This is a genomic window from Paenibacillus radicis (ex Xue et al. 2023), assembly GCF_024722015.1.
Taxonomy (GTDB): domain Bacteria; phylum Bacillota; class Bacilli; order Paenibacillales; family NBRC-103111; genus Paenibacillus_S.
On sequence record NZ_JANQBD010000035.1, the window covers coordinates 1 to 15,320 of the forward strand.

Genomic DNA, 15,320 nt, shown 5'->3' on the forward strand with positions numbered 1-15,320 from the left:
ATAAAGTCCCTACATCTCTACACTGGAGATTTTTTTATGTTTTGTCCATGAAAATATAATATATAATTACAAAAATAGTAAATTATACAATTAATATTTATGTGTTAGCTTCGATGCAACGCTAGTGGATGTTTTCCCGCTAACCATGGTCACAGTTAGAGTAAAAGTAAGAATCATAGTCACAGTCAGAGTAAAAGTAACAATTATAGCCTCAGTCAGAGTAAAGTAACAACCATAGCCACAGTCAGAGCCATGGCCTCAGTCAGAGTAAAGTAACCGTCATAGCCACAATCAGAGTAAAAGTCAGAATCATAGTCACAATCAGAGTAAAGTAACAATCATAGCCACAGTCAGAGTAAAAGTAACAATCATAGCCACAGGTAGAGCAAAGTAACAACCATGGTCACAGTCAGAGTAAATTAACCGTCATAGCTACAATCAAAGTAAAAGTAACAATCATAGTCAAAGTCAGAGTAAAGTAACAATCATAGTCACACAGTCAGAGCAAAGTAAGAATCATAGTCACAGTCCATAGCCACAGCCAAGTCATCCACACACTGCGACCCAGCTACTCCTCTACATAGGGAATAGTAAGCGGCCCCTGGGGAAGGATGGCTATGCTCATTCCTTCGCCATATATTTTCTGGAGCTCGCTTAATGTTTCCTCAATGCTGCTCATAGGCTTCAGCATGGATTTTCTGATTTCCTCATCCGTCAGCCTCGATTGCACATATACATCGGCCCACACTTGAATGACTGCCTGCTTCTGGACCTGCCATTGGTCGAACATTTGAAAATTCGGGTCCTCGATCATATCCAGCAGCTGCTGGGGTGTATCGGCCATCTGTAGAATTTTTGCATAGTTGCCGTGATTAGGGATACCGTCAGAGCATTCAGCTGCGCAGAGGATTGCGCCTCCTTGCTTGACGATTTTATGCGCGGCACTCATGCCCTTAACGGCTTGATACAGGTTCTGATCAAGCGGATATCCAGAGTTTGATGTGATAACTACATCGAACCTTTCCTCGCAGCGAGCCATAGCATGCTGCTTCGTATAGGCGCAGCCTTCAGCATGCGCCGCGAACAGCTCGCCGGCAAAGACGCCGGTGATTTGCTTTTGCCCGTTGAGCGTGACGTTCAGCATGAATTCGGGCTTGCACATCAGGTTGATTTCACGGGCCATCTCCTGCAACGGATTGTTGATCAGATTGCCCCAGGTGGACAAAGGATTGCCGATCATCCGCGCATTGTGGAATGTCATAATCGTTTCCAGACCTGCGATTCCAGGCATAATCCCCTTGCATCCGCCAGAGAAGCCGGCGAAGAAATGCGGCTCAATGAAGCCGGTGACAATACGGAAATCCGCCTCCACATAGGTTTTGTTCAAGTAGGCATCACAGCCGAACGAGCTCCGGCCAACCTTAACCAATTCATCAGGCTCCTGACAATGATGATTAATTACCCGTACCTTGTCAACAATTGACTCACCCAGCATTTGTACGAATTCCTCGTGGGTTTGATCCCGGTGAGTTCCTGTTCCGTTAAGTATCGTTATCTGCTCAAGCGGAACATGAGGGAGCTCGCTAATAATCCATGGAACCAGCTTATCATTCGGGGTTGGCCGCGTAATGTCGCTTATGACTATGACGATCCGATCGGTTGCCTTTACCATCTCCCGTAAAGGCGGGGAGGCGATAGGCTGACGCAGTGCCTCAAGGACGGCCTCCTTCTCATCGGCCACGCCCGGTATGTCGTGCGGCTCCACAAGCACTGCATGATCGGGCACCTCAACAGATAAGCCATGCTTTCCATATAACAGCGTTGTTTTCAATGAAATCACTCCTTCTGTTGTTACTCTTTGCCACGATGCTGCTTATGGACCGCAGGGGCATATGTGCGCACAACCTGCTCGGCTGTCAGCTCCAGCAGCTCGGCTGCCCGCTCCATTGCTTCTTGCAGCGTCATCGGTCCGTTTACGATGCTGTGAACGCTCGTAATACCGAGGTCATGCAGCGAATCAATACCTTTGCCTACCGAACCGGCAAGCGCAATGGTCGGTATGTTCAATTTTTTGGCTTCGAGAGCGATCCCCATCGGCGTTTTGCCGAAGGCGGTTTGGAAATCGATCTGGCCTTCACCGGTGATCACCAGATCCGCGCCCTTCAAGTGCTCGCGAAGCCCTGAATAGTGGATCACTACTTCGATGCCGGGTTTGATCGAGGTGGGGAAGAAGGCAAGAAATGCACCGCCGATTCCCCCTGCGGCACCGGCTCCGGGCAGGTCATGCACGCGGATACCGGTTTTTGCCGCAATGGTATCGGCCCAGGAGGCCATATTCCGCTCCAGCTCTTGCACGATGTCGGGCGTGGCCCCTTTTTGTGGGCCATATACATGGGATGCCCCCTTCGGGCCGATGAACGGATTTTGCACGTCCGAGGCGATAAGGAAGCGGGACTCGGCAATACGCGGATCCCATGCGCTGTCGTCGATGGCTGTGATCTCGCTTAACGCGCCGCCGCCAGAGCGGACCGGGCTGCCTGCCGCGTCCAGCAGCCGCATTCCGAGCGCTTGCAGCATGCCAGCGCCGCCATCGTTGGTGGCGCTGCCGCCCAGCGCCAGTATGAATTCGCGGCAGCCGGCGTCAAGCGCCTGCTTGATCAACTCGCCCGTGCCGTAGGTGGTCGCGATGAGCGGGTTGCGCTGCTCGGGTGTGATGAGATAGAGGCCGGATGCACTGGCCATCTCTATTACCGCCACGCGCTGCTCCTGCCCTATCAGGCCGTAGGCTGCTTCAACGGGCAAACCGATCGGGCCGGTTACGACGGCCTCTACTTTCCTGCCGCCTGCGGCATGGATGAGGCTATCCATCGTGCCTTCTCCGCCATCGGCAACAGGCACTTTCACGGTATCTGCCTGCGGGAGATACCGCTTAATGCCCTGCTCAATAGCCGCTGCGGCATCGGCTGCACTAATGCTGCCTTTAAATGAATCGGGAGCAATGATAATTTTCAATTGGAACGCCGCCTTCCTCTATTTTTTATTCAGCAGCCCAGCTGTAATTCGCTGTAACTGCGGTATTCATATACCGCTATTATATAGGAGGACAAATCAGAATGAATTGGTTATAATAAACAAAAATAAAGTGATGTCGATACATATTTTTATATTAATATACAATGAAAGATAGGGGTGGTAAGAACGCTTACCAAGGATATAGCCGAGAGCATTGTGCGGGAGACGATGCATCGTTTGCACCGCAATATCAATATGATGGACATCGAGGGGAAAATAATTGCTTCAGGTGACAGCAAGCGACTGGGGGAGCGGCACGAAGGCGCGCTGGAGGCGATTCGTACAGGCAAACCTCTTGTTATTGATGAAGCGAACCGGGGACATTGGAAAGGAAGTCTGTGCGGGATTAATGTCCCCATCGTGTTTCGGGAGCAGATTGTTGGAGCTATCGGCATTACCGGACTGCCTGAGAAAGTTTCGGAATTCGGTGAAATCGTTAAGATGACAACGGAGCTGATGCTCAATCAGAGAATTTTGACGTCCCAGCAAGAATGGCGGAACCGCGCAAAAGAGGCCATATTGCAAGAGCTGGTTAAGATGGATTCGGATTTGGATAGAGTCGATGACCATTTGCAGATGCTGGACCTTCGATTAAAGCCTTCTTATTATGCCTGTATTCTGGAAACGTATCAGGACATGGCTTATAACGAACAGCTTGTTAGAAAAATAGAGGAAATAGCGGGCGAGGGGCAGGCTTTGGCAAGCGTAGGCGGCGTTCACCAAATCATCCTTCTCCTGTACGGGATTACCGAGAAGAAAGCGGCGGATAAAAGGGAGTGGCTGAAGGAGATGCTGAATTCTTCGGGAATCTCATTTCGCATAGGGTATTCTCTGCCGACGAGGGATCGCACTGAAATTCCTACTGCTTTTCGGGAAGCTGAATTTGCGTTGCAATTTGGGGGGAGCAAGAACGAGATGATGTCTTACGCTGGTTTCGAGCCTCGTGCAATTGTTATGCAGTCGGATGCGGGCAGCAAACACAGATTTGTGGAAAGGCTTCTTGGAGAGCTGCCGGAGCCTCTCATTGAGACGCTTGAGGTATTTTTTAATTGCAGCATGAGCATCCAGGAAGCCGCGCAGTCGCTCTATGTGCACAGGAATACGATGATCTACCGGCTTAAGCGGATTAAGGAGCTTACGGGCTGTGACCCGCAAGTGTTCAAGGATGCAGCGGCGCTGCAGATGGCTCTATGGATTGACTGGGAACGTAAGCATAAACAGAAGCAAAAAACGAATCGAGCTGAATGAATTTACAGATGCAGTGGGGCTCTGATTTGTTAATAATAATGTTTTTAATAAGGCAGTATAAAATAATATTGAAAAAAATGGGAAATTCATATAAAATCTTTCTAACAACTAAACGGTGGGTTACTGGCGTAAACGTGGATAACCACGAGGGAGCACACCGATAATCGGCCGTACGCCTGGGCAAAGTATTTGATCAATGATCAAGTGCTTTTTTTGTTTTAGAGGTAGTACAAATTTTTGAGCACGTACATTTATAAAAAACGAGAGGTCAGGTGTTCGTAATGAAAATGGCGTTTGTACTATTTGATCGGATGACAACATTGGATTTTAGTGGTTTTTTCGAAGCTATTACGTGGTTGAAGATGCTAAATGCAATGGACGATGTGTCGTGGCATCTCTGTTCTACAACCGAAGAAATTAAGGACGATCGTGGCATGACAATAAAAATAAACCATGTGCGGCCCGATTTATCTGCTTATGACTTGTTGTTTATCCCGGGAGGAATGGCCACGAGACAATTACAATTTGATAAGGATTTCGTAGCTTGGCTGCAAACAGCTCAGGATGTAAAATATAAAATTTCCGTTTGTACGGGAGCGCTGCTTTTGGGTGCGGCTGGGTTTCTAAAAGGAAAAAGAGCTACAACGAATCCATCAGCCTATGAGCTATTAGTACCGTATTGTTCTGAGGTGGTAAAGCAAAGAGTGGTGAGGGATGGAAATATTTTTACCGGTGGGGGAGTATCGGCGTCAATTGACTTAGGGCTGTATGTAATTGAATCTTTAACGAATACTGAAATAGCTAAGAAGGTGCAGCAAAATATGGATTACCCTTATTATGAGACAGGCAGGTTGAATAACCTTGATAATCAGAAGGCTAACTAGTACTAGTATCGCAAGCGAAGACGGTCCCGTTAAGAGCATAAAAGACTACCGCCTTTTGGCGGTAGTCTAAGACATCAGAATTTCAATATCATATTGCTGAGCGATCTGTATTGGTAGCTTTGATGTATCAACTCAGGCTTCCGGTGTTTGTCTCCGGCACCCATGGCCAGGAATAGAGGCAGGAAATGCTCTTGATCCGGAGTAGCGTCTTGGGCATGGGGAGCAAGTCGTTCATAGTCGAAGAGCGAGACTGTATCCCAGCTTTGTATGTGCTGAATCATCCAATCATCGAATTCTTTGGCCCAGTCGTCAACGCGGTCCGGCTCGCGCAAATCTAGTTTACGGAAGTTATGAACCGTGGCTCCACTTCCAATAATGACGATATTCCGCTGTTCAGCGAGCACTGCTAATGCTTGGCCGATGCTGTACTGTTGAGCGGGCGGCAAATATGGATTCACGGATAATGTGATTACCGGAATATCTGCTTCAGGGAACAAATGCTTCAATATAACCCAAGCTCCATGGTCCAAGCCGCGTGTAGTATCGTACTGCGAAGCAATTCCAGCGGATTCAAGCAGTGCGTGAACTTCCTCAGCAATTTCCTTCGAACCGACAGCCGGGTATTTCACTCGGAATAAGGCATCCGGGAAACCGCCGAAATCGTATATCGTTTCATACGTTGAATCCGTATAGGTTAGTGATAGCTCTCTTTTCTCCCAGTGGGCACTGAACAAAATAACGGCCTCAGGCTTGCCGAGCTGTTCTCCCAACCGACGAATGTCTTGGGTGTAAGGGATGTCTTGAAGAGCGAGCATAGGTGATCCGTGGCCGATAAAATAAGATGCTCCCATTATTGTTGCCTCCTCACATGATATCGATTAAATCGATTCATACTAATCAATTACAGTCAACTTCAATGTAACAAGTGGCCGTAGCTGTCTTACGCCTTCCGTGTAGACAAAATACGGTCGATCCCCCAACCTTTCACAGGGTCAACGGTAAGGCTAAGCGCTGCCAGCATGTAGGCAAGCTCCAATTCAAAGCCAGCAGCCTGGCCGTTGCCCAAAAGTCCCATTGGAAGCTTCACGATAATGATAGCCCCCAGCATTAATAGAACATACGCGATCGATATATAACGAGTAGCGAAGCCCACGAGTAACGCGGCACCGCCAATTAACTCTAAATAAGCGACAATATAAGCAAAAAATCCCGGCAAGCCGATGCTACTGAACCATTCTGCTGTATTGCCTAATCCCATTTGGAATTTAGCAATCCCATGACCAATAAACAGAACACCTAATAGGATACGTACAATTGTATAAATAATACTGCTTCCTGAGCTCATTATTTTCTCCTCCATTTAACTTTAAAATAGTAAGTTGATTACTTTAAATAAAATTTATCACATCGTTAGGGTTGGTGTCAATATAAATATATGTAAAATATAATTTATATTTATATTACTAATATTAATGGCGGTGGGGTAACTGGACTGCAGCTGCGATGAGCCCTGAAGAAATTTTGTGCGGAAGGTGCGGAACTGCGAGTTCCGTTATTCCATGAGCTGCCTCTAATCTAAGGTGATAGCGGAAGTCGGAATTCCGTTATACTGGACGAATAGGAGCGCTATAAACAAAAACAGAGTGATAACGGAATTAATTCTTCCGTTATCACTCTGTTTTTTTGGCTTTCCTGACATTAGAGGAAGAAGTACTTCCTCTAATGTCTCTCCAACAAGCGCGGACCCCGAGCACGCGCCATGGCGTTGCATGGTGCCGGTAGAACCCCGCGGCTTCACTTACATGAAAGCTGTACTGGCGGGTGTGTAGAAGCATTTGCTGGTGATCTCCACTCAATACTCGACTCGATGCCACAAGGTGCTTTTTTATAATATCAGACTTATATGTTTTCAGCGGAGCTGAAGAAGTCTGATATTGCAAGAAAAGCTACAATAAATACACGAATGTATCTTCCTTGAAAGGGGCTTCGATCAGAAGCTTTTCTTATAGTTCAGCCTTTTCGGCTCTCATTATAGCTGGCGATCAATATCACGGCCGTTTCTTCACCTATATTGGTTACTTGGTGGGGAACGAAGGATTGCCAGGAGAAGGTGTCGCCCTCTTCAAGGATATATTCATCCTCCCCTTGCTTTGCGAGCAGCTTTCCCTTTAGAACCAGATGGCATTCAACTCCCTCATGGACGCTTAATTCCAAGCTAGGAGGAAGACCCGGGGGCACCTCGATCAGCAGCATTCGAAGTCCGCCTTCTTCGCTGAGATGCTCTACCTTTAATTGGTCCTTGTACATGCTAAAGGTTCTTTCTTCCTTGCGTGTTACCTTCATTCGCTCCTCCTGCTTTAACAGGAGGAAGGCAAGAGGAACCTGCAATACTCCGGCAATTGAATCCAGGGTGGCTAAGGAAGGCGAGGTTTTATTATTTTCGACCAGACTCATAAAACCTTGTGACAGGCCGGTAGCTTCGCATAATTGCCCAATGGTAATGCCCTTCTTCTTACGGATCGTTCTTATTGTTGCACCGATTTCCATTATTCCAGCTCCATTTGTTTGAAAAATGTATCGTATTTGCTTCCATCTTAGCGAAACCGCGGCAGGAAATCCAGAGCATGCTTTTTTTACATATAATTGATATGTTTCGGGGCTCCCCGCAAAGTATCTGAATCAACTTCGAAGCAAGACCCCACTTTGTGGGGATATTTTGTATCCACCTGTCACCTAAATGTGCTTTAATAATTATAATATACAAATGGAAACGTCAGAGATACCGGTATAGGGCAGCCAATCAAGGTTTTGTCGGAGGGACGGCGTATGATTATGATTGCAGTTTTGGCAGGTTCAGGCGTACTGCTGCTGCTTGCTCTGATCCACTGCTACTGGGCGGCAGGAGGCAAGTGGGGCGCGAAGGGAGTGCTACCGGTCAGGGAAGGGGAAACCGAGCCGTTGTTCCAGCCGCGGCCAGCGGGAACGACTGCCGTTGCCGTCATTCTCTTTGCGATCTCAATCATGCTTCTGGCTCAAGGCGGCTTGATGCCGGGCTTTGGTCCCAATGTCGTCACAAGCTGGTGCTGCACGATTTGCGCGGCGGCATTTCTGCTGAGGGCTATCGGTGACTTCCGTTACCTTGGTTTTTTTAAACGTGTAAAAAGCACGAGGTTCTCCGCTATGGATACAAAGCTCTACAGCCCGCTTTGCTTACTGCTGGCGGTGCTGCTGTACTTGGCGTCCCTGTAGGGGCGCACACGATTAAGAAGGCCGCTCCAAATGGAGGGCCTTCTTTTTTACGCTCTAAGCTGCAAAAAGGGCATACGAGTTATTGCCGGGTCAATCGGTAATAGCAATGCCAGCCATGCCGTTATGTAGCCAGAACTATATCCGAATGCCGCATTCCTTAACCAAAGTTGGCCAATGCAGGACGAACTTATCTTTCCACTTGTCTTCCGGCAGTTCATTAATCCAATTCGAGATCTGATCGAGCCCCATGTCCTGCAGTTTATGCATGACCAGCTCTTTTTCACAAAGTTCCTCTGTAGCTAGCACGAACAATCCCTCCAATATGAAAATATTCTCAACAAAACATTATATGCAGATTCAGAGGGAAATGTGCCATCCTGCGTAATAATTTTATCCTGATCGCTGTATCGGCTCTATTTCATAGTCATAGCGAAAAAAGACAGCAGCTCCCAAAGAAGGGAAACGGCTGTCTTTTCTCTTTGCTGAATAAAGCTGTTGCAGCGTAGAAATTAGATTTCGAACGAGCTTTTCAAAGATACAACACGATTGTAAACATGTTTATTAGCAGATGTATATTTTGGGTCGACATTAAAATAGCCATGGCGGAAAAATTGCAGCTTATCATGAGGCTTAGCATCCTTCATATTAGGCTCCACATAGCCGCTGATAACTTCCAGGGAGTTAGGGTTAATCCGGTCGAGGAACGAATCTCCTTCTTCCTTAGCGTCATCCATAATGAGCGGTTCATATAGACGGAATTCAGCAGGGATTGCCTGCGTAGCTTCCACCCAATGGATCGTTCCTTTGACCTTGCGTCCGGTAAAGCCGCTGCCGCTCTTTGTTTCCGGATCATAGGTACAATGAAGCTCTATTACATTGCCTTCCGCATCCTTGATGAAGTCATTGCACTTGATGAAATAAGCATTCTTCAAGCGGACCTCGTTGCCGGGGAACAACCTAAAGTATTTGTTCGGAGGGTTCTCCATAAAGTCATCCTGCTCAATATAAATTTCACGTGAGAACGAAATTTGGCGGTTGCCCATTTCCGGATTCTCTGGATTAATCTCGGCATCCAATTGCTCGACCTGACCTTCCGGATAATTCGTAATGACAACCTTCAGTGGGCGCAGCACAGCCATGGTCCGCGGCGCTTTCAGCTTCAAGTCCTCGCGGATAAAATGCTCCAGCATTCTCTCATCAACAATGCTGTTGCTGCGAGTAACTCCAGCCTCACGAACGAAAGTACGGATCGATTCAGGAGTGAAGCCTTTGCGGCGCAAGCCGGAGATGGTCGGCATCCGAGGATCATCCCAACCGTCTACGATATTCTCATCCACAAGCTGCTTCAGAAATCGTTTGCTCATGACCGTATTGGTTATGTTAAGCCGTGCAAACTCGTATTGCTTCGGCTGGTTAGACATTTCGCATTCTTCGATGACCCAATCGTAAAAAGGACGTTGGTCCTCAAATTCCAACGAACAGAGAGAGTGGGTAACTCCTTCGATCGCGTCCTCAAGTGGGTGGGCAAATGTGTACATCGGGTAAATACACCATTTATCACCGGTATTATGATGGTGGGTATGGGAAATACGGTAAAGTGCAGGATCACGTAAATTGATGTTCGGAGATGCCATATCGATTTTCGCGCGCAGTATCCGTTCACCGTCTTTAAACTCACCGCTCCGCATCCGCTTGAACAGATCCAAATTTTCTTCAACGCTGCGGTTCCGGTGAGGACTGTCCTGACCTGGCTGCGTTAAGGTTCCGCGGGTAATGCGGATTTCTTCAGCAGATTGATCGTCGATGTAGGCTTTGCCTTTCTTGATCAGCAGCACAGCACGATCGTACATCTCTTCGAAATAATCCGAAGCATAGAACAGAGCATCCCACTCGAAGCCGAGCCAGCGGATGTCCTCTTTGATAGATTCAACATATTCGATATCTTCTTTCACAGGGTTCGTATCATCGAAACGAAGATGAGCCCGGCCCTTGAATTCGTCAGCTAACTCGAAATTAATGCAGATTGCTTTGGCATGCCCAATATGCAAATAGCCGTTAGGTTCAGGAGGGAAGCGGGTGACGATATGATCGACTTTGCCGGAATTTAAATCTTCAATAACAATGTTTTTGATAAAATTAGATGATGCAGACGGGTTCTCCAACACAATCAACCTTTCTTCTGTAGATTAAGAAAGTATAAGCTTTGCTTTATACTTTATCCTCGCGTAATAGTTTATTATCATATAATACACAAAAACGCCGTGAAATATAATGGTTGCTTCTCTGAATCTATGATTTTTTTGGCGAATGATGGGAAGCCGGTACAAAAAAAGAGCTGCCAGAGCAGCTCTTAAAGCGTTATTGTTCTTCCCGCTCCCGATCTTTTTGGATAGCTTTGCTGCCCAAATAAGTCGGCTTCCTTTTCCAATCCTTACTGCTGCCGCTGAACAACATGCCAAGCTTCATGGGGCAAGTGTCGTTCTTGACCTGCTATGCGTTTTCAGCGGATAGTACATATACCTTCACATTTCTTTTGACGCCAAAATTGAGTGCTTGTCCAACATCATCCATAAAAACATCGATTCGCGAGCCTCGGACAGCTGAGCCCGTATCCTCCGCCTTACGAATGCCGACCCCATCAATGTAAACCGTTGTTCCGATAGGGATAATGGAGGGATCAACTGCAATAGTTCTTCCCTCCTCCGCTTTACTGCCGCTATAGGTGATTCCATATTGAGGATGGGAAGCTGTTTTTCCGGTTGATTCAATACCTGCGGTGTAAGCGGTAAGTGTGGAGCTTAGTACTCTTTTGATCGTTTTCCGCTGCCCGTCCGGCAATGGAATGGCCGCCTCCGAGTCGGGAATTTGCAGCTGCTGACCTATTGTTAGCCGTTTCGGGTCTGCAATATCGTTTAAAGCAAGCAGGGAGGACAATGAAACATTGAAGTCCTTTGCAATTTTATACAGCGTATCCCCGGCATTGACCTGATAATTCAAAGGTTTCGGAACGACAACTTCGGGTTCCTCCGGGACGGGATCCGGTTCAGGAATAGAGCAGGGGCAGTAGATCGGTCCATAAGCAAGCTCATTTATGTCGTACATATCCTCATCATAATAGTAAGCGAAAGCTTGCAAGGCCGTACCTGACATAAAAACAAGTAGAACAGTAAGTATGAAAATGAACCTTAATTGCAGCATATAATCTCAAATCCTCCTTTTTCAAATCGTAATAATAGAGTCATTAATAGAGTTCTTTTACTAGATTTGCCGGATTTGCATGGTTGTAAACCTGTCAATCTACTATTTACCCAACATATTTGAGATAAACCGTTATAGATAGGTTGGGGCCAGCCACATAATTTCCCATAAAGTTGCGATATTGCTCCCGCATTGTTTTGATAGGATGAAGTTGTGAGAGGCAAGTCCTTACACTACTTCAATCGAAAAGGAGCCATTTAAAATGAAAAAAGCATGGCATTATGTAACCGCAGGTACATTAATGTTTTCACTAACTTTAGGTCTTGTTGGAGGTGCCTCGGCTGAAGAAGCCGCAGGCAATTTTACAAAGGTACAGGCAACTGAGGCTGCCAGTGTGACAACGAGTTTGCCGAATGGGAACCAGAAGAGTATGTTCATGTATCGGCTGGGCCATTCCGGACTGCTGCAGAGTGAAGCCAATGAGCGTAAGTATTTGCAATTGCTGGCAAAGGCCTACACCCCTGGGGATGAAGCGGCTTGGTTAGCGGCATTCGAAGGCCGTAAGAAGGTTGAGGAGCAATTCCCTAAGATGGCTGCGACCCGCGCAATCAAGATGACCAATGCTGTGTCGATTCAAAAGCTGGACAAGGATGCAGTACCTTCCCTAACAGAGGGCGTGGAGAATGGTACGGTAACCATGTCTCCGGTTGAGGGGGAGGAAGGGAAAAAGCTATTCACCATTCGAGTGAATAAAACAACTAACGCCGAAGGCGTGGAAGGGGCTCCCGGGTCAATTTTTCCATTGGAAGCAGTAGTTTCGGATGATATAATTAATACAAAAGAATCAGAGGCTCCACCTGAACTCAAGCTGCAATCGGATTTCGCCAAAGCGGTGGAAGCTGATGATAGCGCAGCAATCAAGGAATTGCTTCCCAAGCTGTTGATCGACTATAAAGAGAAGACTGCAGAGATGACTAAAGCGTTAGAGCAAATTAAAGAGAAGCAACAAGAGAAGCAACAAGAGAAGCAACAAAAGCAAGAGAAGTAGGCAATTTGATAATAAGGACGTGACGTAACAGTTGCGTCTTTTTTTCCATGGTTGAATAGAAAGTATGTGCGGTTATACTTTACTTCGCTCAATTGTGACAACAACGTTCGTCCTTGATAATGAAGTAATGATTATCCTTGGAGCGACAGGTAAGGGGGAGAGCAACGTGTATCGTATTTATTTGGTAGAGGATGAACCGAATTTAAATCAGGTGCTGGCTTCTTATTTACGTAATGAGGGCTGGGAAGTAGAGGCCTTTGTTGACGGTGGAGAAGCTCGCAAGGCGATAAGAAATCGCCCTCATTTGTGGATTCTGGACATTATGCTTCCGGGGGTGGATGGCTACCAGCTGATCAGGGAAATTAAGGCTGATCAGGAGAGGCTGCCGGTTATTTTCATATCTGCCCGCGATGCTGACATAGACCGGGTTGTAGGCTTGGAGCTCGGTAGCGATGACTATTTGGCTAAACCGTTCCTGCCGCGCGAGCTGGTGATTAGGACACGGAAGCTGTTGGAGCGCATTTATACGGATCGTCATGAACTATCCGTTGATTCTTCCAGTTTACATACGACTCGTATGCTGCCCCCGTACCGAATCGACGAGCAGGAGAGAAGGGTGCTGGATGAACAAGAGAATCGCGAGCTTGAGCTGACTTCCAAGGAGTTCGACCTGTTGGTTTACTTTGCTGTTCATGCAGGGCAGCTTATGGAACGCGGGCAAGTGCTGGATTCAGTATGGGGGGATGATTATTATGGCTCGGACCGCGTAGTTGACGATCTGGTCAGACGGCTGCGCAAGAAAATGCCTCATCTCCGACTGGAAACCGTGTATGGCTATGGGTATAGGATGGTGTTGAAGCTATGAAAAATGTGCCGCTAGCCCTCAAAATATGGCTCGTCATCACAGCGATCACCCTGTGTTTGTTTGCAATGCTTGCTTTTTTGCTGCCTTGGACTTTAAAGGGGTTCTTTACCGAGCAAATTTACGATTTATTGCTCGATTCGCAGCGGACGGTGCCTAGTGAGATGAAGTCTGTATCGATTACGGCGGCCAGACCTGTAGAAAGTATAGGCGCTGTCAATATCGTTCCTAAGGACTTGCCAAATGACCAGCAGGTTCTACAGAGAACGAAAACTATGGCATCACTCCGCGTTGACTCGATGCCTGCTGGGCCAAAAACGGAAGCCAGCAGCGTAATGCACTATGCAGAGACAACAAATGAACGGATGGATGAGCTTCCTTCTGAAACAGCTTCGGAACCTAGCATGGTGATGAGGGTAATCCGAACTGCCGGGCAGCCGTTCACCATGACCCTTAAACCGCCTGCAGGACCTGGCATTCAACATATGGTTATGCTGAACGGCGGTTTATTTAGCAACACGGAAACGACGGTTCCCATCCCGTTTGCTGAAGCTATTGAGCAGGATGCGGAGCTGCAGTTGGATGCCGTTCAGACCTACTATCGCAATATTGATGACCGTACGATGTTTTACGTTATCCGCAAAGAGGAGCTGCAGGGGCAACCGGGGTTTATGGTTTCGTATGCCTGGGGCAATTATCGTAACGATCTGGTCATGACGATGTTCCAACGCTTGATACTGCTCATGATGGTTCTTATTGTCGTTAGCTGGATTCCTTGCCTGTGGCTTTCCCGTTACTTGTCCCGCCCCCTTGTGCTGATGGAGCAGCAGGTAGGAAGGATTGCGAAGCGGGATTGGCATGAGCCGTTTGTACTCAATCGCAAGGATGAGATGGGGCGGCTTGCACTGGCCTTTGAAGCGATGCGTGAACGGTTGGTTAGACAGGATAAATCACAGCAGTTTTTCCTGCAAAATATTTCCCATGAGCTCAAAACACCGGTCATGGTTATTCACAGCTACGCGCAATCGATTCTTGATGGTATTTATCCAAAAGGGACTATTGCAAATAGTGTTGAGACCATCAAAAGTGAAGCGACACGGCTGGAAAAACGAATTCACGATCTGCTTTACTTGAATAAGCTGAATTATTTATCGGCACGGGAAAGAAAGGTATTCACTTTTGACCTGTCCGTTGTTATTGGCGATTGTGTTGAACGGCTGCGTTATCGTCGGCCGGAGCTCGATTGGGAGGTTGAGCTGCCAGTGCTGGAGGTTGAGGGGGATGCGGAGCAATGGGGGGTTGCTATCGAGAACGTACTTGATAATCAGCTCAGATATGCCAAAGCGAAAATCTCTATTACGCTAAACCCCTCTGAAGAAGGAGCTAACGGATTACAGGATACAGACCAGGCAGCTGCGTCTGGGAATACAGAGATTCGATTGTGGAATGATGGGCCGCCGATTGAAGAAGCGCTGAAGGCCAGCCTGTTCGACCAGTTCCAGACCGGGCCGGATGGTCAGTTTGGGCTAGGCTTAGCTATCGCCAAGCAAATTCTGGAAGCTCATCAAGCCAAGATTAGAGTTAGTAATGAGAGCGAAGGCGCGGGATTCATTATTGCACCTCACTTCGATAAGCTTGAGAATGTTGGCAAATAAGGATTAGACCCTAAACAGAAGGACCACGTACTCGAATGGAGTAGTGGTCCTTCTGTTTATTTTCTAGCTTCATAAGTATTGCGGGAGTGATGGGACACTTTAAT

General features: G+C 47.3%; 14 protein-coding genes and 1 riboswitch. Of the genes, 6 read left to right on the plus strand and 8 right to left on the minus strand.

All coding sequences use genetic code 11. The features are described from left to right. Positions 1-568: 568 nt before the first annotated feature. Positions 569-1,831: a nickel-dependent lactate racemase gene (gene larA / locus NV381_RS32935; RefSeq protein ID WP_258217550.1), complete on the minus strand. Its 1,263-nt coding sequence runs from the start codon at positions 1,829-1,831 to the stop codon at positions 569-571. Between the two features lie 20 nt (positions 1,832-1,851). Continuing rightward, a complete protein-coding gene (locus NV381_RS32940) occupies positions 1,852-3,012 on the minus strand; it encodes a glycerate kinase (RefSeq protein ID WP_258217551.1) in 1,161 nt (386 codons plus the stop codon). Positions 3,013-3,189: 177 nt separating this feature from the next. Between NV381_RS32940 and NV381_RS32945 the strand changes: the two genes are divergently transcribed. Together NV381_RS32945 and NV381_RS32950 are read left to right on the plus strand one after the other, a co-directional pair. After that, positions 3,190-4,320, plus strand: coding sequence for a CdaR family transcriptional regulator (locus NV381_RS32945; protein ID WP_258217552.1), 1,131 nt, complete (start codon positions 3,190-3,192; stop codon positions 4,318-4,320). Between the two features lie 109 nt (positions 4,321-4,429). Beyond that, a riboswitch (ZMP/ZTP riboswitch) is annotated at positions 4,430-4,509 on the plus strand. Between the two features lie 92 nt (positions 4,510-4,601). Next, positions 4,602-5,204 carry a DJ-1/PfpI family protein gene (locus tag NV381_RS32950; protein ID WP_258217553.1) on the plus strand — a complete coding sequence of 201 codons (603 nt, stop codon included), beginning with the start codon at positions 4,602-4,604 and terminating at the stop codon, positions 5,202-5,204. 74 nt (positions 5,205-5,278) lie between these two features. Here NV381_RS32950 and NV381_RS32955 read toward each other — a convergent pair whose 3' ends face one another. The 3 genes from NV381_RS32955 to NV381_RS32965 form a co-directional block, all read right to left on the minus strand. After that, entirely contained in the window at positions 5,279-6,055 is a 777-nt protein-coding gene (locus tag NV381_RS32955; RefSeq protein WP_258217554.1) for a DODA-type extradiol aromatic ring-opening family dioxygenase, read from the minus strand. An 89-nt stretch (positions 6,056-6,144) separates the two neighbouring features. Further along, the gene (locus NV381_RS32960; RefSeq protein WP_258217555.1) at positions 6,145-6,549 is read right to left on the minus strand and encodes a DoxX family protein; all 405 of its coding nucleotides are present in this window, start codon (positions 6,547-6,549) and stop codon (positions 6,145-6,147) included. A 665-nt stretch (positions 6,550-7,214) separates the two neighbouring features. Beyond that, positions 7,215-7,751 (minus strand): helix-turn-helix domain-containing protein, encoded by a 537-nt coding sequence (locus tag NV381_RS32965; RefSeq protein ID WP_258217556.1) that lies wholly within the window; start codon positions 7,749-7,751, stop codon positions 7,215-7,217. A gap of 279 nt (positions 7,752-8,030) precedes the next feature. On the opposite strand from NV381_RS32965, the gene NV381_RS32970 reads away from it, so the two are divergent. Further along, positions 8,031-8,453: a DUF3995 domain-containing protein gene (locus tag NV381_RS32970; protein ID WP_258217557.1), complete on the plus strand. Its 423-nt coding sequence runs from the start codon at positions 8,031-8,033 to the stop codon at positions 8,451-8,453. A gap of 135 nt (positions 8,454-8,588) precedes the next feature. On the opposite strand, the gene NV381_RS32975 is transcribed toward NV381_RS32970, so the two are convergent. The 3 genes from NV381_RS32975 to NV381_RS32985 form a co-directional block, all read right to left on the minus strand. Beyond that, on the minus strand, positions 8,589-8,759 hold the full coding sequence (locus NV381_RS32975) for a hypothetical protein (protein ID WP_258217558.1): 171 nt from the start codon (positions 8,757-8,759) through the stop codon (positions 8,589-8,591). Between the two features lie 203 nt (positions 8,760-8,962). Next, positions 8,963-10,615 carry a glutamine--tRNA ligase/YqeY domain fusion protein gene (locus NV381_RS32980; protein WP_258217610.1) on the minus strand — a complete coding sequence of 551 codons (1,653 nt, stop codon included), beginning with the start codon at positions 10,613-10,615 and terminating at the stop codon, positions 8,963-8,965. A 328-nt stretch (positions 10,616-10,943) separates the two neighbouring features. Continuing rightward, positions 10,944-11,651 (minus strand): 3D domain-containing protein, encoded by a 708-nt coding sequence (locus NV381_RS32985; RefSeq protein ID WP_258217559.1) that lies wholly within the window; start codon positions 11,649-11,651, stop codon positions 10,944-10,946. 262 nt (positions 11,652-11,913) lie between these two features. Here NV381_RS32985 and NV381_RS32990 point away from each other — a divergent pair, with 262 nt between their 5' ends. From NV381_RS32990 to NV381_RS33000, 3 genes are all read left to right on the plus strand, one after another. Continuing rightward, entirely contained in the window at positions 11,914-12,699 is a 786-nt protein-coding gene (locus tag NV381_RS32990) for a hypothetical protein (protein WP_258217560.1), read from the plus strand. A 166-nt stretch (positions 12,700-12,865) separates the two neighbouring features. Beyond that, positions 12,866-13,564, plus strand: coding sequence for a response regulator transcription factor (locus NV381_RS32995; protein WP_258217561.1), 699 nt, complete (start codon positions 12,866-12,868; stop codon positions 13,562-13,564). Continuing rightward, positions 13,561-15,216, plus strand: coding sequence for a HAMP domain-containing sensor histidine kinase (locus tag NV381_RS33000; protein ID WP_258217562.1), 1,656 nt, complete (start codon positions 13,561-13,563; stop codon positions 15,214-15,216). Before NV381_RS32995 ends, NV381_RS33000 begins: the two co-directional genes overlap by 4 nt. The last annotated feature ends 104 nt before the right edge of the window (positions 15,217-15,320 follow it).